Annotated in this window: 19 protein-coding genes; 13 read left to right on the top strand and 6 right to left on the bottom strand. The window is 72.7% G+C overall.

Features of this window, described 5'->3' with window-relative positions; all coding sequences use genetic code 11:
- Positions 1-471, bottom strand: a complete 471-nt coding sequence (locus O7600_RS29440; protein ID WP_281591610.1) for a cytidine deaminase — start codon at positions 469-471, stop codon at positions 1-3.
- A gap of 133 nt (positions 472-604) precedes the next feature.
- Between O7600_RS29440 and hrpA the strand changes: the two genes are divergently transcribed.
- Complete coding sequence (gene hrpA / locus O7600_RS29435) at positions 605-4600, top strand: ATP-dependent RNA helicase HrpA (RefSeq protein WP_281591609.1); 3996 nt, start codon at positions 605-607, stop codon at positions 4598-4600.
- 132 nt (positions 4601-4732) lie between these two features.
- Here hrpA and O7600_RS29430 read toward each other — a convergent pair whose 3' ends face one another.
- Positions 4733-6388: a D-glucuronyl C5-epimerase family protein gene (locus tag O7600_RS29430; protein WP_281591608.1), complete on the bottom strand. Its 1656-nt coding sequence runs from the start codon at positions 6386-6388 to the stop codon at positions 4733-4735.
- A gap of 126 nt (positions 6389-6514) precedes the next feature.
- On the bottom strand, positions 6515-7006 hold the full coding sequence (locus O7600_RS29425) for an FBP domain-containing protein (protein ID WP_281591607.1): 492 nt from the start codon (positions 7004-7006) through the stop codon (positions 6515-6517).
- Between the two features lie 67 nt (positions 7007-7073).
- Between O7600_RS29425 and O7600_RS29420 the strand changes: the two genes are divergently transcribed.
- Positions 7074-7652 (top strand): TetR/AcrR family transcriptional regulator, encoded by a 579-nt coding sequence (locus O7600_RS29420; RefSeq protein ID WP_281591606.1) that lies wholly within the window; start codon positions 7074-7076, stop codon positions 7650-7652.
- On the opposite strand, the gene O7600_RS29415 is transcribed toward O7600_RS29420, so the two are convergent.
- Entirely contained in the window at positions 7649-8581 is a 933-nt protein-coding gene (locus tag O7600_RS29415; RefSeq protein ID WP_281591605.1) for a LysR family transcriptional regulator, read from the bottom strand. The genes O7600_RS29420 and O7600_RS29415 overlap by 4 nt on opposite strands.
- Positions 8582-8616: 35 nt before the next feature.
- On the opposite strand from O7600_RS29415, the gene O7600_RS29410 reads away from it, so the two are divergent.
- The 8 genes from O7600_RS29410 (at position 8617) to O7600_RS29375 (ending at position 17298) form a co-directional block, all read left to right on the top strand.
- Positions 8617-9348 (top strand): succinate dehydrogenase cytochrome b subunit, encoded by a 732-nt coding sequence (locus O7600_RS29410; protein WP_281591604.1) that lies wholly within the window; start codon positions 8617-8619, stop codon positions 9346-9348.
- A 1-nt stretch (position 9349) separates the two neighbouring features.
- Complete coding sequence (locus O7600_RS29405) at positions 9350-11284, top strand: fumarate reductase/succinate dehydrogenase flavoprotein subunit (RefSeq protein ID WP_091578476.1); 1935 nt, start codon at positions 9350-9352, stop codon at positions 11282-11284.
- Positions 11281-12042, top strand: coding sequence for a succinate dehydrogenase/fumarate reductase iron-sulfur subunit (locus O7600_RS29400; RefSeq protein ID WP_281591603.1), 762 nt, complete (start codon positions 11281-11283; stop codon positions 12040-12042). The genes O7600_RS29405 and O7600_RS29400 overlap by 4 nt, the downstream gene beginning before the upstream one ends.
- A gap of 473 nt (positions 12043-12515) precedes the next feature.
- Complete coding sequence (locus O7600_RS29395) at positions 12516-13700, top strand: zinc-dependent alcohol dehydrogenase (protein WP_098745466.1); 1185 nt, start codon at positions 12516-12518, stop codon at positions 13698-13700.
- Positions 13697-14644, top strand: coding sequence for an SDR family NAD(P)-dependent oxidoreductase (locus O7600_RS29390; RefSeq protein ID WP_281591602.1), 948 nt, complete (start codon positions 13697-13699; stop codon positions 14642-14644). The genes O7600_RS29395 and O7600_RS29390 overlap by 4 nt, the downstream gene beginning before the upstream one ends.
- Positions 14645-14724: 80 nt before the next feature.
- Positions 14725-15870, top strand: coding sequence for an MBL fold metallo-hydrolase (locus O7600_RS29385; RefSeq protein WP_281591601.1), 1146 nt, complete (start codon positions 14725-14727; stop codon positions 15868-15870).
- A gap of 109 nt (positions 15871-15979) precedes the next feature.
- Entirely contained in the window at positions 15980-16657 is a 678-nt protein-coding gene (locus O7600_RS29380) for a sugar transferase (protein ID WP_281591600.1), read from the top strand.
- The gene (locus tag O7600_RS29375) at positions 16654-17298 is read left to right on the top strand and encodes a NeuD/PglB/VioB family sugar acetyltransferase (protein WP_281591599.1); all 645 of its coding nucleotides are present in this window, start codon (positions 16654-16656) and stop codon (positions 17296-17298) included. Before O7600_RS29380 ends, O7600_RS29375 begins: the two co-directional genes overlap by 4 nt.
- Before the next feature lie 8 nt (positions 17299-17306).
- Here O7600_RS29375 and dgt read toward each other — a convergent pair whose 3' ends face one another.
- Complete coding sequence (dgt, locus tag O7600_RS29370; protein ID WP_281591598.1) at positions 17307-18818, bottom strand: dGTP triphosphohydrolase; 1512 nt, start codon at positions 18816-18818, stop codon at positions 17307-17309.
- Positions 18819-18880: 62 nt separating this feature from the next.
- Between dgt and O7600_RS29365 the strand changes: the two genes are divergently transcribed.
- A complete protein-coding gene (locus tag O7600_RS29365) occupies positions 18881-21361 on the top strand; it encodes a Tex family protein (RefSeq protein ID WP_281591597.1) in 2481 nt (826 codons plus the stop codon).
- Between the two features lie 227 nt (positions 21362-21588).
- Positions 21589-22023 carry a hypothetical protein gene (locus O7600_RS29360; protein WP_281591596.1) on the top strand — a complete coding sequence of 145 codons (435 nt, stop codon included), beginning with the start codon at positions 21589-21591 and terminating at the stop codon, positions 22021-22023.
- On the opposite strand, the gene O7600_RS29355 is transcribed toward O7600_RS29360, so the two are convergent.
- Positions 21986-22996, bottom strand: coding sequence for a DUF389 domain-containing protein (locus O7600_RS29355; RefSeq protein ID WP_281591595.1), 1011 nt, complete (start codon positions 22994-22996; stop codon positions 21986-21988). The two genes, O7600_RS29360 and O7600_RS29355, sit on opposite strands and share 38 nt — an antisense overlap.
- Before the next feature lie 214 nt (positions 22997-23210).
- On the opposite strand from O7600_RS29355, the gene O7600_RS29350 reads away from it, so the two are divergent.
- Positions 23211-24341, top strand: a complete 1131-nt coding sequence (locus O7600_RS29350; protein WP_281591594.1) for an aminotransferase class I/II-fold pyridoxal phosphate-dependent enzyme — start codon at positions 23211-23213, stop codon at positions 24339-24341.
- The last annotated feature ends 3 nt before the right edge of the window (positions 24342-24344 follow it).

Here is a 24344-nt window from a genome sequence, read left to right as displayed (position 1 = left end):
TCAGTCCTCGGCGGACTGGCGGACGCCGGGCACCACCGGCGTCGGCCACACCCCGGTGCGCGGCACGGCGGCCGGCACCTCGACCTGCTGGTCAGCCCAGACGTACGTCTCGGGCAGCAGGTCGGCGATCGGGACGGCGCGCAGCCCGTCCGGCGGGCCGACGATCACCCGGATCGACGGGAAGTAGTCGAGCAGCACCTGCCGGCAGCGCCCGCACGGCGGGATGACACCGCGCCCCCGGTCCCCCACCGCGACGATCGCCTCCAGCTCGCCGCCACCCTGGGTCGCGGCGGCGCCGAGCGCCACCACCTCGGCGCACGGGCCGCCGGTGAAGTGGTAGACGTTCACGCCGCTGAACACGCGGCCGTCGGTGCTGCGCACGGCGGCGGCGACGCTGTGGTTGTCGCTGCGGCAGCGCAGCTTCGCGACGGCGGTGGCGGCCTGCACGAGCGCCCGGTCGGTGTCCCGCATGATCATCCCCGCCCCTCGTCGGCTGCGTCGGCGGCAACCCTATCCGGACGTGACCGCTCGATCCGGGATGGCGCGCCCACCGCCGGTAACCCGGGGGCGGTACGCCGCGCGGCTGCCTATCCTTGGCGACGTCATGCAGAATCCAGCCGTACCCGCCGCCCCCGAGACCGCTCGCGACCTGCACCGTCGCCTCACCCCCCTGATGTTCCGCGACCAGCGCCGGCTCCAGCGGCGGCTCGACGGCGTACGGCGGCTGCGCGACCCGCAGCGGCGGGAGGCGGCGCTTGCCGAGATCGCGACCGAGGTGACCCGCGCCGAGGCGCGGCTGGCGGCGCGCCGTGCGGCCGTGCCGGCGATCACCTACCCGCCGCAGCTGCCGGTCAGCGAGCGCAGGGACGACATCGCCGCCGCGATCCGCGACCACCAGGTGGTGATCGTGGCCGGCGAGACCGGCTCCGGCAAGACGACCCAGCTGCCCAAGATCTGCCTGGAGCTGGGGCGCGGCGTCACCGGGCTGATCGGGCACACCCAGCCCCGGCGGCTGGCGGCCCGCACCGTCGCCGACCGGATCGCCGACGAACTCGGCACCGAGCTGGGCGACGTGGTCGGCTACAAGGTGCGCTTCACCGACCAGGTGGGCGACAACAGCCTGGTCAAGCTGATGACCGACGGCATCCTGCTGGCCGAGTTGCAGACCGACCGGATGCTGCGGCAGTACGACACGCTGATCATCGACGAGGCGCACGAGCGCAGCCTCAACATCGACTTCATCCTCGGGTACCTCAGGCAGCTCCTGCCCCGCCGGCCCGACCTCAAGGTGGTCATCACCTCGGCGACCATCGAGACCGACCGGTTCGCGAAGCACTTCGCCGACGCCGAGGGCAACCCGGCGCCGGTGGTCGAGGTGTCCGGGCGCACCTACCCGGTGGAGGTCCGCTACCGGCCGCTGGTCGAGGTCACCGAGGCCGAGGAGGAGGACGAGGCCGACGAGGAGAACGTCCGGGACCAGATCCAGGCCATCGGCGACGCGGTCGAGGAGCTGGCCGCCGAGGGGCCCGGCGACATCCTGGTGTTCCTCAGCGGTGAGCGGGAGATCCGGGACACCGCCGATGCGCTGGGCAAGCTGGTGCAGTCCAAGCGGTCGCTGCTCGGCACCGAGATCCTGCCGCTCTACGCCCGGCTCTCCACCGCCGAGCAGCACCGGGTCTTCGCGGCGCACTCCAACCGCCGGGTGGTGCTGGCCACCAACGTCGCGGAGACCTCGCTGACCGTGCCCGGCATCAAGTACGTGGTGGACCCGGGCAGCGCCCGGATCTCCCGCTACTCCAGCCGGCTCAAGGTGCAGCGGCTGCCGATCGAGCCGGTCTCGCAGGCCAGCGCCAACCAGCGCAAGGGCCGCTGCGGGCGCACCTCGGACGGCATCTGCATCCGCCTCTACGACGAGCAGGACTTCGAGTCCCGACCCGAGTTCACCGACCCGGAGATCCTGCGGACCAACCTGGCCTCGGTCATCCTCCAGATGACGTCGATCGGGCTCGGCGACGTCGCGGCGTTCCCGTTCATCGACCCGCCGGACCGGCGCAACGTCACCGACGGCGTGAACCTGCTGCACGAGCTGGGCGCGCTCGACCCGGCCGAGACCGACCCGGCGAAGCGGCTCACCCCGCTGGGCCGGCGGCTGGCCCAACTGCCGGTCGACCCCCGGCTGGCCCGGATGGTGCTCGAAGGGGAACGCAACGGCTGCGCCACCGAGGTCGTGGTGATCGCCGCCGCGCTGTCCATCCAGGACCCGCGCGAGCGCCCGGCCGACAAGCAGGCCCAGGCCGACCAGGCGCACGCCCGGTTCGCCGACAAGGAATCGGACTTCGTCGCGTACCTGAACCTGTGGCGTCACCTGCGGGACAGGCAGCGGGAGCTGTCGTCCAGCGCGTTCCGCCGCATGTGCAAGGCCGAATATCTCAACTACCTTCGGGTGCGCGAGTGGCAGGACATCGTCAGCCAGCTGCGTCAGGTCCTGCGTACCTCGGACAAGGGTGAGGGCCGGCGCGGCGCCGGCGCCGACGTGCCGGAGGAGATCGACACTCCGAAGGTGCACCAGTCGCTGCTGCCCGGCCTGCTGTCGCACCTCGGCCTCAAGGACGCGCAGAAGCACGAGTACCTGGGGGCGCGGGGCGCGAAGTTCGCCATCTTCCCCGGGTCGGCGCTGTTCAAGAAGCCGCCGCGCTGGGTGATGGCCGCCGAGCTGGTGGAGACGTCCCGGCTGTGGGGGCGGGTGGCCGGGCGGGTCGAGCCGGAGTGGGTCGAGCCCCTCGCACAGCACCTGGTCAAGCGCAGCTACAGCGAGCCGCACTGGGAGAAGAAGCAGGCCGCGGTGATGGCCTACGAGAAGGTCACGCTGTACGGCATCCCGCTCGTCACCTCCCGCAAGGTGAACTTCGGGCGGATCGACGCAGGTCTGAGCCGGGAGCTGTTCATCCGGCACGCCCTGGTCGAGGGCGACTGGCAGACCCACCACCAGTTCTGGCGGGACAACCAGAAGCTGCTGACCGAGATCGAGGAGCTGGAGAACCGGGCCCGTCGGCGCGACATCCTGGTCGACGACGAGACCATCTTCGCCTTCTACGACCAGCGGATCCCCGCCGACGTGGTCTCCGGCCGGCACTTCGACTCCTGGTGGAAGAAGACCCGCCGGGAGCAGCCCGACCTGCTCACGTTCACCCGCGAGCTGCTCGTCAACGACGGCCGGGGCGGGGTGGACGAGGAGGACTTCCCGGACGAGTGGCGGGCCGACGGCGTGACGCTGCCGCTGACGTACACGTTCGACCCGACCGCGCCCACCGACGGCGTCACCGTGGACATCCCGCTGCCGCTGCTCAACCAGGTGCCGGCGGAGAGCTTCGACTGGCAGGTGCCGGGGCTGCGCGAGGAACTGGTGATCGCGCTGATCCGGTCGCTGCCCAAGCCGGTCCGGCGCAACTTCGTCCCGGTGCCCGACTACGCGCGGGCCGCGCTCGCCGCGATCACCCCGGGCGAGGAGCCGCTGCTGGCCGCGCTGACCCGGCAGCTACGCCGGATGACCGGGGTGACCGTCCCGCCGGACGCCTGGGACCTGAGCAGGCTGCCGCCGCACCTGCGGGTCACCTTCCGGGTGCTCGGCGAGGACGACAAACCGGTCGCCGAGGGCAAGGACCTGCCGACGCTGCAACGCGAGCTGCGGCCCAAGGTACGCCAGGTGGTGGCCGCCGCCGCGCCGGACGTGGCCCGCAGCGGGCTCACCGGGTGGACGATCGGCACGCTGCCGCGCACCGTCGAGCAGGTCCGCGCCGGATTCGCGGTGACCGCGTACCCGGCGCTCGTGGACGAGGGCGCGACGGTCGGGGTGAAGGTGTTCGACTCCGCCGGCGAGCAGGAGGCCGCGCACTGGGCGGGCACCCGGCGACTGCTGCGGCTGACGCTGCCGTCCCCGGCGAAGTTCCTCCAGGGACGGCTGAGCAACGAGGCGAAACTGGCGCTGTCCCGCAACCCGCACGGCGGGGTGCCGGCGCTGATCGAGGACGCCACCGGCGCCGCCATCGACAAGCTCATGGCGGACGCGGGCGGCCCCGCCTGGGACGCCGACGGCTTCGCGGCCCTGCGCGAGCGGGTCCGCGCCGACCTGGTCGACACCGTGGTCGAGGTGATGAACCGGGTCCGGCAGGTGCTCGCCGCCGCGTACGCGGTCGAGCAGCGGCTCGGAGCGACGCGCAACCTGGCCGTGGTGGCCGCGCTGGCCGACATCCGCCAGCAGCTCGGCGGTCTGGTGCACGCCGGCTTCGTCACCGAGGCCGGTTACGCGCGCCTGCCCGACCTGCTGCGCTACCTGACCGCGATCGAGCGCCGGATGGAGCGGCTGCCCGGTAACCCGCAGCGGGACAAGCAGCAACAGGACCGGATCGCCGTGGTGCAGAAGGAGTACCAGGACATGCTCGCGGCGCTGCCCCCGGCCCGGCGCGGCTCGACGGCCGCGCGGCAGATCCGCTGGATGATCGAGGAGCTGCGGGTGAACGTCTTCGCCCAGGCCCTCGGCACCCCCTACCCCGTCTCGGAACAGCGCATCTACCGCGCCATGGACGACGCCGAGGGCCGCTGAGCCGGCGCGGCGGCCGAACGCCGGCGCGGCGGCCGAACGCCGGCGCGGCGGCCGAACGCCGGCGCGGCGGCCGAACGCCGGCGCGGCGGCCGAACGCCGGCGCGGCGGCCGAACGCCGGCGCGGTGGCCCGGTCAGCGGCGGATCACCGTGCCGAAGCCGAGCCAACGCCCGGCGTACGGCCCCTCGACGAGGCGGACGTGTTCGCGGCCGTTGAGCACGGAGCGGCCGTCGATGGCCACCTGGTCACCGACCCGGTAGGTGGTGGGCACCGACTTCATCAGCCCGGCGGCGTCGATCGAGTACGCCGCCGGGGCGTCGACAGCTATCGTGCCGGGCCGGTGCAGTTTGTAGCCGAACCCGGCACAGATGCCGACCTGGTACCGGTACGGCGAGTACTCCTGCACGTAGTAGCCGGCCAGCGTACCGGCGGTGATCGCGTACCAGATCCCGGTCTGGCGCATGATCTTCACCCGGTCGCCGGACGGCGCGGCGCTGGCCCGGGCCAGCGTCATCTTCGTCCGCGCGGTCACCGTGCCGGCGCTGTTGAACTTGTACGCCGTGTGCGTGCCGGAGGAGAACCGGATGTTGCCCTTCACCCCGTAGGGCGGGTAGTCGGTGTACCAGAGGTCGGCGAGCTGGGCCAGGAACGTGTCGCCGGTGATGGCGTACTGCTGGAGAAACTGGAACATGTGGGTGGAGTGGTACTGCCCGGCGTCGATGCCGTGGGTCAGGCAGTAGCGGCTGCGCCAGTGCCGGACCCGGATCTTCTCCCACACGTCCCGGTAGGTGGTGATCGCGCCCTGCAGCATCAGCTTGGCGTCGGCGTTGCGGGTCAGCACCCAATAGTCGTAGAGGCCGTACGCGGAGAACATGTGCCCGTTGTAGGTGCGGTCGCCGCGGACCGCCTTCGGGTGCGGGTACTCCTCCAGCCACAGCAGACCGTCCACCACGTACACACCCCAGGGCTGACCGGCCGCCGGAGGCAGCAGGTACGAGGCGAACGTGGCGTCCGCGGCACCCTTCCACTTCGACTCGCCGGTGCGCTGGTAGAGCCGGGTGAACAGGCTCAACGCCTGCCCCTGCGCCATCATGGAGTACCACGGGGCCGGGTAGAGGTCGGGGCCGCCGTGCAGCCGGTGGTCGAACGGGTACGGGTAGAACCAGGCCCCGCTGCGCAGCCGGCGGCGGTCGACCAGTCGCTGCGCCTGCAGTCGCGCCCGGTCCAGGTACGCCTGGTTCCCGGTGATCCGGTGGGCCTCCATCAGGTGCAGCCCGTACTGCGCCTGCGCCACCGGGTGGTCGTAGAGCCGGCCGCCGAGGCGCACCATGCGTACCCCGGTGGAGTCGTGCACGCCGGGATCGACGAGCGGAACCGGCGAGGTCATGTGATACGGCTCGATGCCGATCGGCAGCTCCCGGATCTCGAAGTCGTCGTACCGGAACTGGAACGGCACCGAGGCGGTGCCGGCGTACCGGCGGGTCGGTCCGCCGAGCCGGCCGGCACCGGGGGTGGACGGGCCGCCCGGCGCCAGCCGGGCCAGGTCGCGGGGCGGCACGGCGGACAGCTCGGGCAAGGGCTCGCCGTAGGCGGGCGGGCCCATCTCGTAGGCGGGGTCGATGACGTCGGGGGCCGCTGCGCCGAGCCACAGCGACGTCGGCGCGGCGCCTCGGGCCGGAGCGCCGACGAGCAGCGGCGCGGTGGCCGCCGCAAGGGAGCCGGCGACCAGGGCGCGGCGGGTCAACGGTGGGGCGTGGACGGCCAGGAACGACTGATCATGGTGGCGCATGCGAACCTCCCGTGTCCTTCACATGCTGGGCACCTGCCTCCTCATGCTGGGCCGGACGCCCCGGACAGGCAAGGACCTTTCGGTTGGAATGGGTCACCGACGCTCCGACCGGGAGGACGGGTCACCTCAGGAGGTCACCCGGGCGACGAAGGCGGTGAGGTGCGCCACGGTGCGGGCGATCTTCTCCTCCAGCGTGAGCGACTCGGGCAGCCGGGCTCCCGGCCCGGCGTCCTTGCGACCCCGCAGGTAGAGCGAGCAGGCGAGGTCGTCGCAGAGGTAGATGCCCACGGAATTGCCCTGCTGCCCGGACTTGCCCGCCTTGCGCGCGACCATCAGGCTGACGCCGCCGACCGGGTTGGTCAGGCACACCGAGCACATGGTGCGGCGTTGCCGCCCGGGCCCGGGGCTCGGGCGACGCAGGGCGAGGGCGACCGGGCGGCCGTCCGGGACGGCGACGAGGTAGGCGCGGTCGAGCGCCTGGGGATCTCGCCAGCCGAGGAAGTCGAGGTCGTCCCAGGGGCGGGCGCCGAGGTCGCGCGGGACGTGCAGTCGCTTCGCCTCGCCCTTGGTGCAGTTCACGAACGCGGCGCGGATCTGGGGTTCGGTCAACGGGGTCATACACCCGAGGGTAATTTTCCTAAAGGTTTTAGGCAAAGGCATAATGGGTCGTGGTGAGAGGAGACTCATGGCCCGCGCGGGACTCAACCGGGAACGTCTGATCCAGACCGGGGCGGAGCTGGCCGACGAGGTCGGCTTCGACCAGGTGACCGTCTCCGCGCTGGCCAGACGGTGCGGCGTGACGGTCGCCACCCTCTACTCGCACGTCCGCAACTCCCACGACCTGCGGGTCGGGATCGCGTTGCTCGCGCTCGGCGAACTCGCCGACGAGGCCGCCGACGCGCTCGCCGGGCGGGCCGGCAAGGAGGCGCTCACCGCCTTCGCGAACGTCTACCGCGACTACGCCCACCGCCGTCCGGGCCGCTGGACGGCCGCCCAGATGCGGCTCGATCCGCAGACCGCGGCCGGCAGCGCCGGCTTCCGGCACTCGGCGATGATGCGGGCGATCCTGCGCGGCTACCACCTGCCCGAGCCCGAGCAGACGCACGCCGTCCGCCTGCTCGGCAGCGTCTTCCAGGGTTTCGTCGGCCTGGAGATGGGGGGCGGCTTCGACCACAGCGCCCCCGCTCCGCCGGAGAGCTGGGCGCGGGTGCTGGACGCCGTCGACGCCCTGCTGCGCAGCTGGCCCACGGCGGACGCCACCTAGGCCAGCGGCTCCACACCGGGCGGGAGTTCGTCGGTGGCGGTGGCGTCGTGGACGTACTCCAGCAGGATGCGACGCAGCTCGCGGCCGGCGTGGGTGGGCACCACGTCACGGCGGCGGGCCACCGCGATGGTCCGGCGGACGCCGGGTGGGACGAGCCGGGTCACCCGGATGCCGGGCCGGCGGGCCACCACGATGCCGGGGACCAGCGCGACGCCGAGGCCGGCCTCGACGAAGCTGAGCACGGCGTCCATCTCCCCGCCGTCCACCGACAGGGTGGGCTCGAAGCCGGCCGCCCGGCACGCCTGGAGCGTGGCGTCGCGCAGGTCGTAGCCCTCGCGGAACATCACCAGGGGCTGGTCACGCAGGTCGGTGATGCGCAACTCGCCGGCGGGCGAGGCGCCCGGCAGCGGGTCCACCGAGGCGACCACCAGGCTCTCCCGCAGGATCGGGTCGGCGCGCAGCCCCGGATCGGTGCCGGCGGCCGGCATGATGATCAGCGCCAGGTCGAGGTCGCCGCGCAGCAGGTCGCGGACCAGGTCCTGGGAGCCGCCCTCCTCGACCCGCAGGTCGACGGTGGGGTGGGCGTCGCGGAACCGGCGCAGCACCGGGGGCGCCAGCGAGGTGGCCAGGCTGGGCGTGGCGCCCAGCCGGACCCGACCCCGGCGCAAGCCCACCAGCTCCTGCACCTCGCGGGTCGCCGTGTCGACGTCGGCGAGGATCCGCTTGGCCAGCGGCAGCAGCACGTCCCCGGCCGCGGTGAGCGTGATGTTGCCCCTTACCCGCTCGAAGAGCGGGGCCCCCAGGTCGGCCTCCAGGGCGTGAATTTGCTTACTCAACGAGGGCTGGGTGATGCCGACCAGATCGGCCGCTTGGGTGAAATGTCGTACTTCTGCGACCGCTACGAAGTACCGGAGCTGATGGAGCTGCATCTACATAGCTTACGGCTATCAAGACTGCGATTTCGATGCATTGGACGCCTGATCGAACTGCTCCTAGCGTCGGTCGTGTGGTAATCACGAAAACTCGGTCGCCCATCCGCTCCAACGTCGGCCTCAAGGCCGTCATGGCGGTGACGGGCATCATCCTGGTGCTCTTCCTGATCCTGCACATGCTCGGCAACCTGAAGATCTTCACGGGCGAGACCTCGTTCGACCACTACGCGCACTGGCTCCGGGACATCGGCACGCCCCTGCTGCCGACCACCTGGTTCCTGTGGATCCAGCGCACGGTCCTCACGGTGGCGGTGCTGGCGCACATCGGGGCGGCCACCGTGCTCGCGATGCGGGCCCGTGCCGCCCGGCCGGTGGCGTACGCGCACCGCCGCAAGATCCACGTGAACTACGCGGCCCGCACGATGCGCTGGGGTGGTGTGATCATCCTGCTCTTCGTGATCTACCACATCCTGGACCTCACCACCGGTCACCTGAACCCGCAGGGCGACTCGTCCAACCCGTACGGCAACGTGGTCGCTGACTTCGCCCCGGGCCGCTGGTACGTCACGCTCTTCTACACGCTCGCCATCGTGACGCTCGGCTTCCACCTGCGCCACGGCGCCTTCAGCGCGTTCCGCAGCCTCGGCCAGCAGACACCGAGGGGCGAGCGCCGCGCCCGCGCCGCCGCGCTCGTCTTCGCGGTGCTGCTCTGCGCCGGCTACCTGGTGGTCCCGTTCGCCGTACTCACCGGATTGGTGGACTGACATGGATCTGTACACCGAGGGCGACCCGATCGCCGACACCCGCGCCCCGGACGGCCCGATCGAGACCCGGTGGGATCGCCACCGGTTCGAGATGAAGCTGGTCAACCCGGCCAACCGCCGGAAGCTGACCGTGATCGTGGTCGGCACCGGCCTGGCCGGCGGCTCCGCCGCGGCGACCCTGGCCGAGCAGGGCTACCACGTCAGGTCCTACTGCTACCAGGACAGCCCGCGCCGGGCCCACTCGATCGCCGCGCAGGGCGGCATCAACGCCGCCAAGAACTACCGCAACGACGGCGACTCGGTGCACCGGCTCTTCTACGACACGGTCAAGGGCGGCGACTTCCGCTCCCGCGAGTCGAACGTGCACCGGCTGGCCGAGGTGTCGGTCAACATCATCGACCAGTGCGTCGCCCAGGGCGTCCCGTTCGCCCGCGAGTACGGCGGCCTGCTCGACACCCGCTCGTTCGGCGGCGCGCAGGTGCAGCGCACCTTCTACGCCCGGGGCCAGACGGGCCAGCAGCTGCTGCTCGGCGCGTACCAGGCGCTGGAGCGGCAGATCGGCCTGGGCAACGTGGAGATGAACTCCCGCCACGAGATGCTCGAGCTGGTCATCGTCGAGGGCCGGGCCCGCGGCATCGTGGTCCGCGACCTGGTCACCGGCGAGATCAGCACCGAGATGGCGGACGCGGTCGTGCTCGCCTCCGGCGGTTACGGCAACGTCTTCTACCTCTCCACCAACGCCAAGGGCTGCAACGTCACCGCCTCCTGGCGGGCGCACCGCAAGGGCGCGTACTTCGCCAACCCCTGCTACACCCAGATCCACCCGACCTGCATCCCGGTCTCCGGCGACCACCAGTCGAAGCTGACCCTGATGAGCGAGTCGCTGCGCAACGACGGCCGGGTGTGGGTGCCCAAGGCCAAGGGCGACGACCGCAGCCCGCGGGACATCCCGGAGGACGAGCGGGACTACTACCTGGAGCGGATCTACCCCTCCTTCGGCAACCTGGTCCCCCGCGACATCGCCTCCCGCGCCGCGAAGAACGTCTGCGACGAGGGACGCGGCGTCGGCCCGACCGGGCTCGGCGTCTACCTGGACTTCGCCGACGCCATCGACCGGCTCGGCCGCAAGGCCATCGAGGCCAAGTACGGCAACCTGTTCGAGATGTACGAGCGGATCACCGGCGAGGACCCGTACCAGGTGCCGATGCGGATCTACCCCGCCGTGCACTACACGATGGGTGGCCTCTGGGTCGACTACGACCTCCAGTCGAGCATCCCGGGCCTGTTCGTGATCGGCGAGGCCAACTTCTCCGACCACGGCGCGAACCGGCTCGGCGCCTCGGCGCTGATGCAGGGCCTGGCCGACGGCTACTTCGTGCTGCCGAACACGCTGGCCAACTACCTGGCCGCGAACCCGGTCGAGAAGATCGACGCCAGCCACCCCGAGGCGGTCGCGGCGCGCACCGAGGTCGAGGAGCGGCTGAGCCGGCTGCTCGCGGTCAACGGCGACCGCACGGTGGACTCGTTCCACCGGGAACTGGGCCAGATCATGTGGGAGCACTGCGGCATGGAGCGCTCCGAGGCCGGGCTGCGCAAGGCGATCGACGAGATCCGCGCGCTGCGCGAACAGTTCTGGCAGCGGGTACGCGTGCCGGGCGACGGCGAGGGGCTCAACCAGTCGCTGGAGAAGGCCGGCCGGGTGGCCGACTTCTTCGAGCTGGCCGAGCTCATGTGCATCGACGCGCTGCACCGCGAGGAGTCGTGCGGCGGGCACTTCCGGGCCGAGTACCAGACCCCGGACGGCGAGGCGCAGCGCGACGACGACCGGTTCGCCTACGTGGCGGCCTGGGAGTACACCGGCACCGGTGAGCCCGTGCTGCACAAGGAAGACCTGACCTTCGAGTACGTCCACCCCACGCAGCGGAGCTACAAGTGAACCTGACCCTGCGCATCTGGCGCCAGACGGGCCCCGAGGACAAGGGTCGGATGGTGACCTACCCGGTGCCGGACGTGTCCCCCGACATGTCCTTCCTGGAGATGCTCGACGTGCTCAACGAGCGGCTGATCCTCGACGGCGAGGAGCCGGTCGCGTTCGACCACGACTGCCGCGAGGGCATCTGCGGCGCGTGCAGCCTCATGATCAACGGTGAGGCGCACGGCCCGCAGCGCGGCACCACCGCCTGCCAGCTGCACATGCGGCAGTTCTCCGACGGCGACACGATCGACATCGAGCCCTGGCGGGCCCGGGCCTTCCCGGTCGTCAAGGACCTGGTGGTGAACCGCAACGCCTTCGACAAGATCATTGCCGCCGGCGGCTACGTCACCGCGCCGACCGGCAGCGCCCCGGAGGCGCACTCCACCCCGGTGGCCAAGGCCAATGCGGACGCCGCCTTCGAGTCGGCCGCCTGCATCGGCTGCGGCGCCTGCGTGGCGGCCTGCCCGAACGGCTCCGGCATGCTGTTCACCGCCGCCAAGATCACCCAGCTCTCGCTGCTGCCGCAGGGCCAGCCCGAGCGCTACACCCGGGTGATCGGCATGGTGGACGCGCACGACGAGGCCGGCTTCGGCGGCTGCACCAACATCGGCGAGTGCGCGGCGGCCTGCCCGAAGGGCATCCCGCTCAACACCATCGGCCGGCTCAACCGGGACTTCCTCAAGGCGACCACCAAGCGCGCCGGCACCCCCGGCTCCTGAGTCTCCCCCGCCGAACCACCCGACCGCCGCGCCCCGCACCCAGGGGCGCGGCGGTCGGCGTTTCCCGGCTCCCCCCACGGTCCCTCTTTGACCGCCTTTCGAGCTGAGTCGTTCCTGATATCGCCCACCGACAGGTCCACCCGGCGAGCCTCGACCCGGCGGGCGAGACAGGGCGAGTGGGCGACACGGGGCCACACCCGCCGCGGCGAGGCGGCCCGCTCCGACGCGCTCGACACCTGGCCACTCCGGCCGGAAGCCACGGCCACCTCGACGCGCTCGACGCGCCCGACGCGCCAGTCGGTCGGCGCGCGCCGGCGGTGAGTCGTTTCTGATATCAGCTCGAAAGGCAGCGCCGACCCATGCCCCCGGCGCCGCGTGGCACGCCACACCCGGCCCCTTCCGTCGGCGCCGGTTCAAGTCCCTCCTCTCGGGTAGCAGTCCCATGGACGGCACCGGAGAGGGGACATTCAGGCATGAAGGCACTCACCTGGCACGGCAAGCGGGACGTTCGCGTGGAGGACGTTCCGGATCCCCGGATCGAGGAGCCGACCGACGCGATCGTCCGGATCACCTCAACCGCCATCTGCGGCTCCGACCTGCACCTGTACGAGGTGCTCGGACCGTACCTGAAGCCCGGCGACGTGCTCGGGCACGAGCCGATGGGCATCGTCGAGGAGGTCGGCCCGGGGGTGACCCGGCTCAAGAAGGGCGACCGGGTGGTCGTCCCGTTCAACATCTCCTGCGGCTCGTGCTGGATGTGCGAGCGGCAACTCTACGCGCAGTGCGAGACCACCCAGGTGACCAGCCAGGGCAAGGGCGCCTCGCTGTTCGGCTACACGTCGCTCTACGGCTCGGTCCCGGGTGGCCAGGCCGAGTACCTGCGCGTGCCGCAGGCCCAGTTCGGCCCGATCAAGATCCCGGACACCGGGGCCGACGAGCGGTGGCTCTACCTGTCCGACATCCTGCCCACCGCCTGGCAGGCGGTGAAGTACGCGGACACCCCGCCCGGCGGCACCCTGGCCGTGTTCGGTCTCGGCCCGGTCGGGCAGTTCAGCGCCCGGATCGGCCGCCACCTCGGCGCCGGCCGGGTGATCGGCCTGGACCTGGTGCCGGAGCGGCTGGAGATGGCCCGTCGCCACGGCATCGAGGTGCTCGACGTCAGCCAGCTCGACGACGTGCCCGGCGCGCTCATCGACCTGGTCGACGGGCGCGGTCCCGACGCGGTGATCGACGCGGTCGGCATGGAGGCGCACGGCGCGCCGCTGGGCAAGGTCGCCCAGACCGCCGCCGGGCTGCTGCCGGACAAGCTGGCCCAGGCGATGACCGACAAGGCCGGCGTGGACCGGCTCGTGGTGCTGCACGCCGCGCTCAAGGCGGTCCGGCGCGGCGGCACCGTCTCGATCTCCGGGGTGTACGGCGGCGAGCAGGACCCGATGCCGCTGATGGAGATGTTCGACCGGGGCATCCAGTTGCGCATGGGGCAGTGCCACGTGCGGCGCTGGGTCGACGAGATCATCCCGCTGCTGGAGGGCGACGACGACCCGCTGGGCGTCGAGGACCTGCGGACCCACCGGCTGCCGCTGGCCCAGGCGCCGCAGGCGTACGAGATGTTCCAGAAGAAGGAGGACGGCTGCGTCAAGGTCGTGCTCGCGCCGTGACCCGTACCGTGGTCGTCACCGGCGCGACCAGCGGGATCGGCCGGGCGGCGGCCCGGGAGCTCGCGGGCCGCGGGGACCGTCTGGTCCTCGCGGCCCGCTCCCCCGAGACCCTGGAACAGGTACGCCGGGAGTGCGCCGACGCGGGCGGCGCGGACGTCCGGATCGTGCCGACCGACGTGACCGCCCCGGACGCGCTCGACGCCCTGGCCGCCACCGCGGTCGCCGAGTTCGGCCGGATCGACGTCTGGGTGCACACCGCGGCCGTGATGGCGTACGGACGCTTCGAGGAGATCCCGGCGGAGGTCTTCGACCAGGTGGTCCGGACCGACCTGCTGGCCGCCGCCGGGGTCGCGCGGGTGGCGTTGCGGCACTTCCGGGCGACCGGGGGCGGCACGCTGATCCTCACCGGGTCGGTGCTGGGACACATCACGGCGCCCTACATGAGCGGGTACGTGACCAGCAAGTGGGGGCTGCACGGCCTGGCCCGGGCGTTGCAGCAGGAGTCGCGGGACCTGGACGGGGTGCACGTCTGCCTGGTCACGCCGGGCAGCGTCGACACGCCCGTCTACCAACAGGCGGCGAACTACCTCGGCCGGATCGGCCGGCCCCCGCTGCCGATCACCACCCCGGAGCGGGTGGCCCGAGCCATCGCGCACTGCGCCGACAAGCCCCGCCGGGAGATCTCGGTGGGTCGGGTCAACCTGGTCATGCGGTTCGGCTTCACCGCGCTGCCGGCCGTGTACGACGTGCTGGTGGGGCCGCTGATGCGGCTCGGCGGGCTCACCGGACGCCCGGTGCCGCCGACGGACGGGGCGGTGTTCGCGCCGAACCCGGCCGGTGAGGCGGTCCGGGGCGGCTGGCTGCCCGACGTGTCGCGGGTGGTCCGGTCCGTCGGCGACGCCACCGCCGCGGTCGGCTCGGCGGTACGGCGGCGGCTGCGCTGAGCCGCGCCGGGTCGGTCGTCCGCAGGGACCGGCGCGGCGGTGGATACCGTGTACTGCGGGACACGGCGGAGGGGACGACCATGGGCACAGCGGCGGAGCGGGAACCGGAGCGGGCCGGCGGCGGCCGGGCGTGGCGGATCGCCGGGCTGGCGGCCGTCGCCGGCCTGGCCTGGGCGGCGCGGGACATCCCGGCCCAGCTGGGTGGCCGGCTCAGCGGCGCGCGGGCGGAGCGGGCGGCCCGGTCGCCGCGGTTCCGCGACGGCACGTTCCACAACCCGGCCGGCACCAGCGCCACCATGGTCGCCGACCCGGGGCGCAACCTGGTCCGGGAGCTGATCTTCGGCAAGCAGAAGCGGCGGCCCGGCAGCGCCGTGCCGCTGCTGCGCCCGGCCGACCCGGCGCCGTCCGACCCGACCCGCGAGCTGAACGCGGTCTGGTACGGGCATGCGTCCACGCTGGTGGAGATCGAGGGGCACCGGGTGCTGCTCGACCCGGTCTGGAGCGACAGGTGCTCGCCGTCGGCGCTGGTCGGCCCACGGCGCATCCACGAGCCGCCGGTCCGGCTGGACGAACTGCCCCCGCTGGACGCGGTGCTGATCTCGCACGACCACTACGACCACCTCGACATGGACACGGTGCGCGGGCTGCTCGCCCACCAGTCCGCGCCCTTCCTGGTGCCGCTCGGCGTCGGCGCCCACCTGGACCGGTGGGGCGTCCCGGAGGAACGCATCGTCGAGCTGGACTGGTCGGAGAGCCACCGGGTCGGCGGGCTCACCGTCACCGCCACCGCCGCGCAGCACTTCTCCGGGCGCGGCCTGCGCCGCGACGGCACGCTCTGGAGTTCCTGGGTGGTGGCCGGCGCACACCGGAAGGTCTTCTACACCGGTGACTCCGGCTACTTCGACGGCTACGCCGCGATCGGCGCCGAGCACGGCCCGTTCGACCTCACGCTCATGCAGATCGGCGCGTACGACCGGGCCTGGCCGAACATCCACATGTTCCCCGAGGAGGCGGTCGCCGCCCACCTCGACGTTCGCGGCGAGCTGCTGCTGCCGGTGCACTGGGGCACCTTCAACCTGGCCCTGCACGACTGGTCCGAGCCGGTGGACCGGCTGTGGGCCGAGGCGAAGGCCCGGGACGTCCGGCTGGCCGTGCCGCGCCCGGGTGAGCGGGTGGTGGTCGACGAACCGCCAGCGGTGGACGGCTGGTGGCAGGCGGTCGCCTGAGACGCGCCGAAAAAACCGGACAAGGCTTGCTTCTGCGCATATTTGCGTACTCTGTTCGCTGACGAGTCAGCGGCCGGAGGACAGCATGCAGGTTCGCCTCTCCCCAGGCGTGGAAGATCGCTCGACAACACGCTCGTACCGCGACCGCAGTGCGGCCGTCAAGCGCGGCCTCGACGTCGTCGTCGCGCTGACGGCTCTGCTGGTGACCGCGCCGATCCTGGCTGCGGTCGCGGTGGCGGTGCTGATCGGCCTGGGACGCCCGGTGCTCTTCCGGCAGCGGCGCATCGGCCGGTACGGCCGGGAGTTCACCATCCTGAAGTTCCGCTCCATGGCGGGCGGCAGTGGCGCCTTCTCCCCCGGCGACGACCAGGCGCGGCTGACCCCGCTGGGACGGTGGCTGCGGGCCACCAGCCTGGACGAGCTGCCCAGCCTCTGGAACATCCTGCGCGGCGACATGAGCCTCGTCGGGCCCCGCCCGTTCCCGACCAGCTACCGCGACCTGTACACCGCCGAGCAGTTCCGCCGGCACGACGTCCGGCCGGGGCTCACCGGACTCGCGCAGGTCAACGGCCGCAACGAACTCGACTGGGCGGAGCGGTTCGCCTACGACCTGCGCTACGTCGACCACTGGAGCCTCCGCCTCGACGCTCGCATCCTGGCGCGGACCGCGGTGGCCGTGCTGCGCCGACAGGGCATCAGCGCGCCGGGCGCCGCCACCGCGCACGAGTTCCGGGGCACCGTCGCGGAACGGCAGGTGCCGGCGACCGCGGGACGGGGTGCCCGGTGAGCCTCGACCTCGTCGTCGTCGGTTGCGGCGGCCACGGTCGGGAGATCGCCCAGATCGTGGCGGCGGTCAACGACGCCTCCGCCCGGCCGCCGTGGCGGCTGGTCGGCTTTGTCGACGACAACCCGTCGGAGCGCAACCGCAAGCGCGCTGAGGCGACGGGCGCCGGATACCTCGGCACCGTGGCTGCGCTCGCGCAGCTGCCGCCCGAGACCCACGTCGTCCTCGGCCTCGGCGACCCCCGGGTACGGCGGACGGTGGGCGCGCGGGTCGACACGTACGGCAGGCCGGCGGCGAGTCTGGTGCACCCGGACGCGACGGTCGGCCTGGACCTGGTGTCGGCCGAAGGGCTGGTGGTGTTCGCCGGCGGCCGGATCACCACGAACGTCACCGCCGGCCGGCACCTGCACGTCAACCAGAACGCCACCCTCGCCCACGACTGCGTGGTCGGCGACTACGTCTCCCTGCACCCGCTCGCGGCCGTGTCGGGCGACTGTCGCCTCGACACCGCCGCGCTGATCGGCGCGGGCGCGGTGGTGTTGCCGGGCCTGCGGGTCGGGGCCGGCGCGACGGTCGGCGCCGGTGCCTGCGTGGTGCGGGACGTACCGCCGGACCTCGTGGTCAAGGGCGTGCCCGCCGGCTGAGGCGGCCCTCAGAGCACGAAGGCGTCCGTCCACAGCGCCCCGGAGCGGCCGGACAGGGCGTCCAGCATCGCCACCGCCTGACCGTCGGTGAGCTGCGCGACGAAGTCGACGATCGCCCGCCCTCGGGCCCGGCCGATCCGGTCCGGGGTGCGCGGGTGCAGCTCCGCCTCGGCCAGTTCGACCAGGTCGTGCAGGCGGCGGGGCAGCCGGGACTCCTCCTCCGGGTCCAGCAGCCACTCCCAGAGCGCCTCCACCAGCGTGCCCAGCAGCCGTGCCTGGCCGCGCTGGTGCAGGGCCAGGTCGGGGCGGGCCAGCACGAACCGGTGGTGCACGAACTTGAGCACCTGCACCTCGTGCCACTGCGCCCGGTCGAGCCGCACGTATCCCGAACGGAGGTCCGGCTCCGGGGTGACCGTGATGGCGTCGACGAAGCGGGTGGACCAACGGGCGGAGAACCGGGCGACGTACTGCTCCGCCTCGATCGAGCCGTCGAAGGGCAGCGCCAGCAGCCCCTCCACCAGTTCCTCCCGGACGTGCTCGACCGCGGCGGCGAACGCGTCGTCGTCGGCGATCCAGGCGTCCTTGCGGTGCAGCTGGCGGCGCAGTCGTTCGATCGCCGCCCCCGGTCGCCGGCCGGCGGCCTCCAGCGCCGAGGCGGTGATCGAACGCAGGTGCCCGTACTCGCGCTGCCAGGCCATCAGCTCGGCGGCCACCGCCCCCTGCTGGAGCACCCCCACGCGATAGAAGTCCTCCACGTCGTGGATGGCGTACGCGATGTCGTCGGCGGTGTCCATGACGGACGCCTCCGGGGTCTGCTGCCAGTCCGGGATGCGTCCCGCGAACGGCTCCCGGGCCTGCCGCAGGTCGTCCAGCTCGGTGCGGTACGCGCCGAACTTGACCGACCCGCTCTCCGGGTCGTCCGGCGGCGGCGCCGCGCCCCGGGGCGCGGGGTCGAGGTGCCGCGGGTGCGGGTCGGGGTGGTCCAGCCGGGTCCACGGGTACTTCAGCATCGCCGCGCGGACCGCGGCGGTCAGGTCGAGCCCGGTGGTCGCCGCGCCGCGGATCTCGGTGCTGGTGACGATCCGGTACGACTGGGCGTTGCCCTCGAAGCCGTCCGCGAGCCCGAGCCGCTGCCGGGCCAGCCGGTCCAGGACCCGCTCCCCCAGGTGCCCGAACGGCGGGTGCCCGAGGTCGTGGGCGAGCGCGGCGGCCTCCACCACGTCCGGGTCGCAGCCGCCGAGTTTCTCCAGCAGGTCCCGGTGGGCCGGGTCGGCGGTCAGCCGTTCGGCGATCGCCCGGGCCACCTGCGCCACCTTCAGGCTGTGGGTGAGCCGGTTGTGCACCAGCAGCCCGGATCCACCCGGGCTGATGACCTGGGTGACGCCGTTGAGCCGGGCGAAGAACGGCGAGCCGACGATCCGGTCCCGGTCGGCCCGGAACGGGCCGGCGGCCAGGTCGCCGAGCGCCCGGGCGCTGCCCCCGAAGAGCCGCCGGGCCCGCGGATCCGCAGGTACCTCCATGATCGCCACGCTAGCGCAGCTCGCGGCGGGCCGGGCACAGCCGGTCGGAGGCGAACGGCACAATGCAGGGCGGAACCCACCCGAGAAGGCGGATGACAATCGTGACCCAGTCTGTGCACCAGCGGATCGCCGAGGAACTCGGCGTCGCCGAACGTCAGGTGCGTGCGGCCGTCGAGCTGCTCGACGGCGGCGCCACCGTGCCGTTCATCGCCCGCTACCGCAAGGAGGCCACCGGCCTGCTCGACGACGCGCAGCTGCGCACGCTGGAGGAGCGGTTGCGCTACCTGCGCGAGCTGGACGAGCGGCGCGCCGCCGTGCTCGAGTCGATCCGCAGCCAGGGCAAGCTCGACGAGGCGCTGGAGGCGCAGATCCTCGCCGCCGACTCGAAGTCCCGCCTGGAGGACATCTACCTGCCCTACAAGCCGAAGCGGCGCACCCGCGCGCAGATCGCCCGCGAGGCCGGGCTGGAGCCGCTCGCCGACACGCTCCTCGCCGACCCGACGCAGGACCCGCGCGCCACCGCCGCCGGCTTCGTCGACGCGGACCGGGGCGTGGCCGACGCGGCGGCCGCGCTGGACGGGGCGCGGGCGATCCTGATCGAGCGTTTCGCCGAGGACGCCGACCTGATCGGCACGCTGCGCGAGCAGATGTGGTCGCGGGGCCGGCTGGTCTCCCGGGTACGCGAGGGCCAGGAGACGGCCGGCGCGAAGTTCGCCGACTACTTCGACTTCGCCGAGCCGTACCCGAAGCTGCCCTCGCACCGGATCCTCGCCATGCTCCGGGGCGAGAAGGAGGGCGTGCTGGAGCTGACCATGGACCCGGAGGCCGAGGGCGACGCCGACGCGGCCACCGGGCCCAGCCGTTACGAGGCCGCAGTCGCCGGCCGGTTCGGCGTCAGCGACCAGGGGCGGCCCGCCGACCGGTGGCTGGCCGACACGGTGCGGTGGGCCTGGCGTACCCGGATCCTCATCCACCTCGGCGCGGACCTGCGGATGCGGCTGTGGCAGGCGGCCGAGGAGGAGGCGGTCCGCGTCTTCGCCACCAACCTGCGCGACCTGCTGCTGGCCGCGCCCGCCGGCGCCCGCCCCACCATGGGCCTCGATCCGGGCCTGCGTACCGGCGTGAAGGTCGCCGTGGTCGACGCCACCGGCAAGGTCGTCGCCACCGACACGATCTACCCGCACGAGCCGCGCCGGCAGTGGGACGCCTCCCTGCACACGCTCGCCACGCTGGCCGCCGCGCACGGCGTCGAGCTGGTGGCGATCGGCAACGGCACCGCCAGCCGGGAGACCGACAAGCTGGCCGGTGACCTGATCAAGCAGCATCCCGAGCTGAAGCTGACCAAGGTGGTCGTCTCCGAGGCCGGCGCGTCGGTCTACTCCGCCTCGGCGTACGCCTCGCAGGAGCTGCCCGGCCTGGACGTCTCGCTGCGCGGCGCGGTCTCCATCGCCCGCCGCCTCCAGGACCCGCTCGCCGAGCTGGTGAAGATCGACCCGCGCTCGATCGGGGTCGGGCAGTACCAGCACGACCTGTCCGAGGTGAAGCTGTCCCGCTCCCTCGACGCGGTGGTGGAGGACTGCGTCAATGCCGTCGGCGTGGACGTCAACACCGCGTCCGCGCCGCTGCTCACCCGGGTCTCCGGCATCGGCGCCGGGCTGGCCGAGAACATCGTGCTGCACCGGGACGCCAACGGGCCGTTCCGCACCCGGGCCGAGCTGAAGAAGGTGGCCCGGCTCGGGCCGAAGGCGTTCGAGCAGTGCGCCGGCTTCCTGCGCATCCCCGGCGGGGACGACCCGCTCGACTCGTCCAGCGTCCACCCCGAGGCGTACCCGGTGGTCCGCCGCATCCTCGCCTCCACCGGGCAGGACCTGCGGGCGCTAATCGGGAAGTCGGCCATCCTGCGCGGCCTGCGCGCGACCGACTTCGTCGACGACACGTTCGGCCTGCCCACCGTCACCGACATCCTGGCCGAGTTGGAGAAGCCCGGCCGCGACCCGCGTCCGGAGTTCCGCACGGCCACGTTCGTCGAGGGCGTCGAGAAGATCGGCGACCTGACGCCGGGCATGGTGCTGGAGGGCGTGGTCACGAACGTGGCCGCGTTCGGCGCGTTCGTCGACGTCGGCGTGCACCAGGACGGCCTGGTGCACGTCTCGGCCATGTCGCACACCTTCGTCAAGGACCCGCGCGACGTGGTGAAGTCCGGCGACGTGGTCAAGGTCCGGGTGCTCGACGTGGACGTCCCGCGCAAGCGGATCTCGCTGACGCTGCGGCTGGAGGACGAGGCGCCGGCCGGGGGCGGACGTCCGGCGGGCGGCGACGGCCGGCGGGAGCGCGGCGGACAGGGCGGTGGCAGGCGCGGCGGCGGCCCGCGGGGCGGCGGACAGGGCGGCAGCCCGCGGGGCGGCGGTGAGGGTGGCGGTCAACGCGGCGACCGGGGTGGTTCGCGCGGTGGTCCGCAGCAGCGGCAGGGGCGCGGCGGCGGGGCGCCCGCACCGGTCAACGACGCCATGGCGGAGGCGCTGCGCCGGGCCGGCCTGGCCTGACCTCGTCGCGGCCTGTCGAGCTGATGTCACGAACGACTCAGCTCGACAGCGTCCGCCGAGGGGAGCCGACCGGCCCGCCCGCGTCGAGGTGGCAACGACCTGACACGCCGCGAACGCGCGAATGCGGTGCAGGATTTGCCCGGTCCGCGCGCCGGCGCGCGGACCGGGGCGAGCGCGGACAGGGCCGGGCGGGTCAGTCGCCCGGATGCGGGCGTACCCTCGCTGGGGTGAGCGGGGACGACGACGCACGGTGGCGGGAGCGGCATCGTCACGCGGTACGGGCGCACGCGGAGGCCGACGCCCGGGAACGCGCGGCGGAGCAGGCTGAGGCCGCCGAGTTGGTGGCCCGGTTCGCAGCCGAGGCGCGGCGGCGCGGGTTGCCCACCGACCGGTTGACGGCGACCGGCCACGACGGGCGCGGCCGCTACCGCACCCGGCTCACCGGTTGGTACGTAGACCGCGCACATAGCCGGGCAGTGGACACCGAGGGACGCTTCTACCTGCTCACCGTGCCGCCGAGCCTGCGCTCCCGGCTGCTCGGGGCCGAGCCGCGGCCGACCGCGCCACCGCTCGTCGTCGGGCGGGGTGGCCGAGACGGTGAGTCGGTATCGCTGGCCACGCTGCTCAGCCGACGTCTCGAGGCGGGCGACGACTGGCGCTGACCGGGGCCGGGCCACCGTCGGCCCGCTGCCGCGGCAGCGCCTGCCCGGCCCGCCGCGCCACGTGCCGCCACCAGCGCAGCTGGACGACCAGGGTGAGCAGGCCGGCTAGCACGATGGCGGCCAGGTTGATCACCAGTTGTAGGGCGGAACCCGCAGCCTCGTGCCACACCCCGTACGCGACCGCGACGGCCACGTTCGCGGCGGCCGGCACGGTGGTCACGGAGATCAGCACGCCGACCAGCGAGCCGGACTTCTTCGAGGTCAGTGAGAGCATGCCGGCGACGCCGGCGAGCAGCCCGACCACCCAGGAGAGGGCGTCCGGGCGCCAGATGAAGTCTGTCAGCGGCCGCTCCGCCAGCAGCATGCCCCGGTCGAAGAGCCCGGCGGCGGTGAGCGCCCAGGTGCTGAGCACGGTGGCGACCATGGCGGCGAGGAACCCGACCGTCAGGGCCCGCACCGACCGAGCGATGACCGGCGGCTGACGCCGCAGCAGCGCCACGCAGAGCGCGGCGAGCGGCCCGAACTCGGGGCCGACCACCATCGCGCCGACGATCAGGATGGGTTGGTCCAGCAACACACCGATGCCGGCGATCATGGTGGCGACCACGATCAGGGCGAGGAACGTGCCGGTGAGCACGGTCTGCTCGCCGGTCTTCGCGGCGATCTCGTCCCAGACCACGGCGTCCTCGCCCTGGCCGGGTGCCTCCTCGGCGGCCCGGTCGGCCGCGGCGGAGAGAGTCAGCTCCACGTCGTCGGCGGCGATTGCCCCGTGCGCCTCGACACCCATCTTCTGGAGCCGGCTCAGCACGCCGTCGGCGCTCTCCCGAACGACGTCGCAGGTCACGTAGTCGCCTGCGGGTTGGCGGGCAGCGCCGGGCAGCACCACGAGGTGCGTGACGCCGGAGTCGGCGGCCAGTAGTTCCACTACCGCCGACGACTGGTCGCTCGGCGCGATCACCCTCAGGTGCAGCACTCGGGGCTCCTGGATTGTCGATTCATGGCGCGGCCGCCGAACACTACTCGCTCTGGAAGATAGCGGTCCCCACCCCATGTACGCCGCCCGGCCCGATCGGGTGCTTTTCGGCACGAACCCGGCCTACGCCATCACTCCGCGGCAGGTCGTCCGTTTTACCGTCCGTGACCCTTCGCTGCCATGACCGTGATCCCGCTGCGTGGACGGAGGCTCGATGACCGGCCGGATCTATCTGTCCCCACCCGACGTCGGGCCCCTGGAGGAGTCCTTCGTGCTCCGCGCGATCCGTTCGGGCTGGGTCGCGCCGCTCGGGCCCGAGGTGGAGGCGTTCGAGCGGGAGGTCGCGGAGCGTGTCGGGGCGGCTCACGCGCTGGCCCTGAACTCCGGAACATCCGCGCTGCACCTGGCCCTGCTCGCCCTGGGGGCCGGGCCGGGAAGCGTGGTGGTCGCGCCGACCATGACCTTCGCGGCGACCGCTAACGCCGCCGTCTACACGGGCGCCGAACCGGTCTTCGTCGACTGCGACCCGACGACCGGCAACATGGACGTGGCCGCACTCTCTGACATGCTCGACCTGCTGGGCCGGGCCGGTGAGAAGGTCGCGGCGGTGCTGATCGCGGACATGTTCGGCACCTGCGCCGACTACGATGAACTGCTGCCGGTCTGCGAGGCGGCGGAGGTGCCGGTCGTGGAGGACGCCGCGCAGGCCTTGGGCGCGACCTACCGCGGGCGTCCGGCCGCCTCCTTCGGGCGGCTCAACGCGCTGTCGTTCAACGGGAACAAGATCATCACGACGTCCGGCGGAGGGATGCTGCTCTCCGACGACGACGCGTTGCTCGCCCGCTGCCGACACCTGGCCACTCAGGCACGCGAGCCCGTGCCGCACTACGAACACGTCGACGTGGGTTACAACTACCGACTCAGCAACCTGCTCGCCGCCCTGGGTCGGGCGCAGCTGCACCGGCTGGACGGGATGATGCACCGCCGCCGGCTGCTCCGCGAGCGGTACGCCAAGCTGTTCTCCGGCGTTCCCGGGGTCCGTCTGCTCGGGGACGGGGACGAAGGCTCGAACTGCTGGCTGACCAGCATAGTGGTCGACGCCGAGCGGAACGGGTGGTCAGCGGCCGAACTCGGGGCGTACCTGGCCACGTGGGACATCGAGACCCGGCCGGTGTGGAAGCCGATGCACCGGCAGCCCGTGTTCGCCGGGTGCCGATCGGTCGTGACGGGCGCCTCGGACCGCCTGTTCGCCCAAGGTCTCACCCTGCCCAGCGGGTCCGCCCTGGACGACGACCGGGCGGCGCGGGTCATCGGCGCCGTCGAGCAGTTCCTGGACGCCCGGTGACGG

The sequence above is a fragment of the Micromonospora sp. WMMA1998 genome (assembly GCF_027497375.1).
Classification (GTDB): domain Bacteria; phylum Actinomycetota; class Actinomycetes; order Mycobacteriales; family Micromonosporaceae; genus Micromonospora; species Micromonospora sediminicola.
The sequence above is the reverse complement of the archived record's forward strand: the minus strand, read 5'-3'. Positions and strand labels throughout refer to the sequence as shown.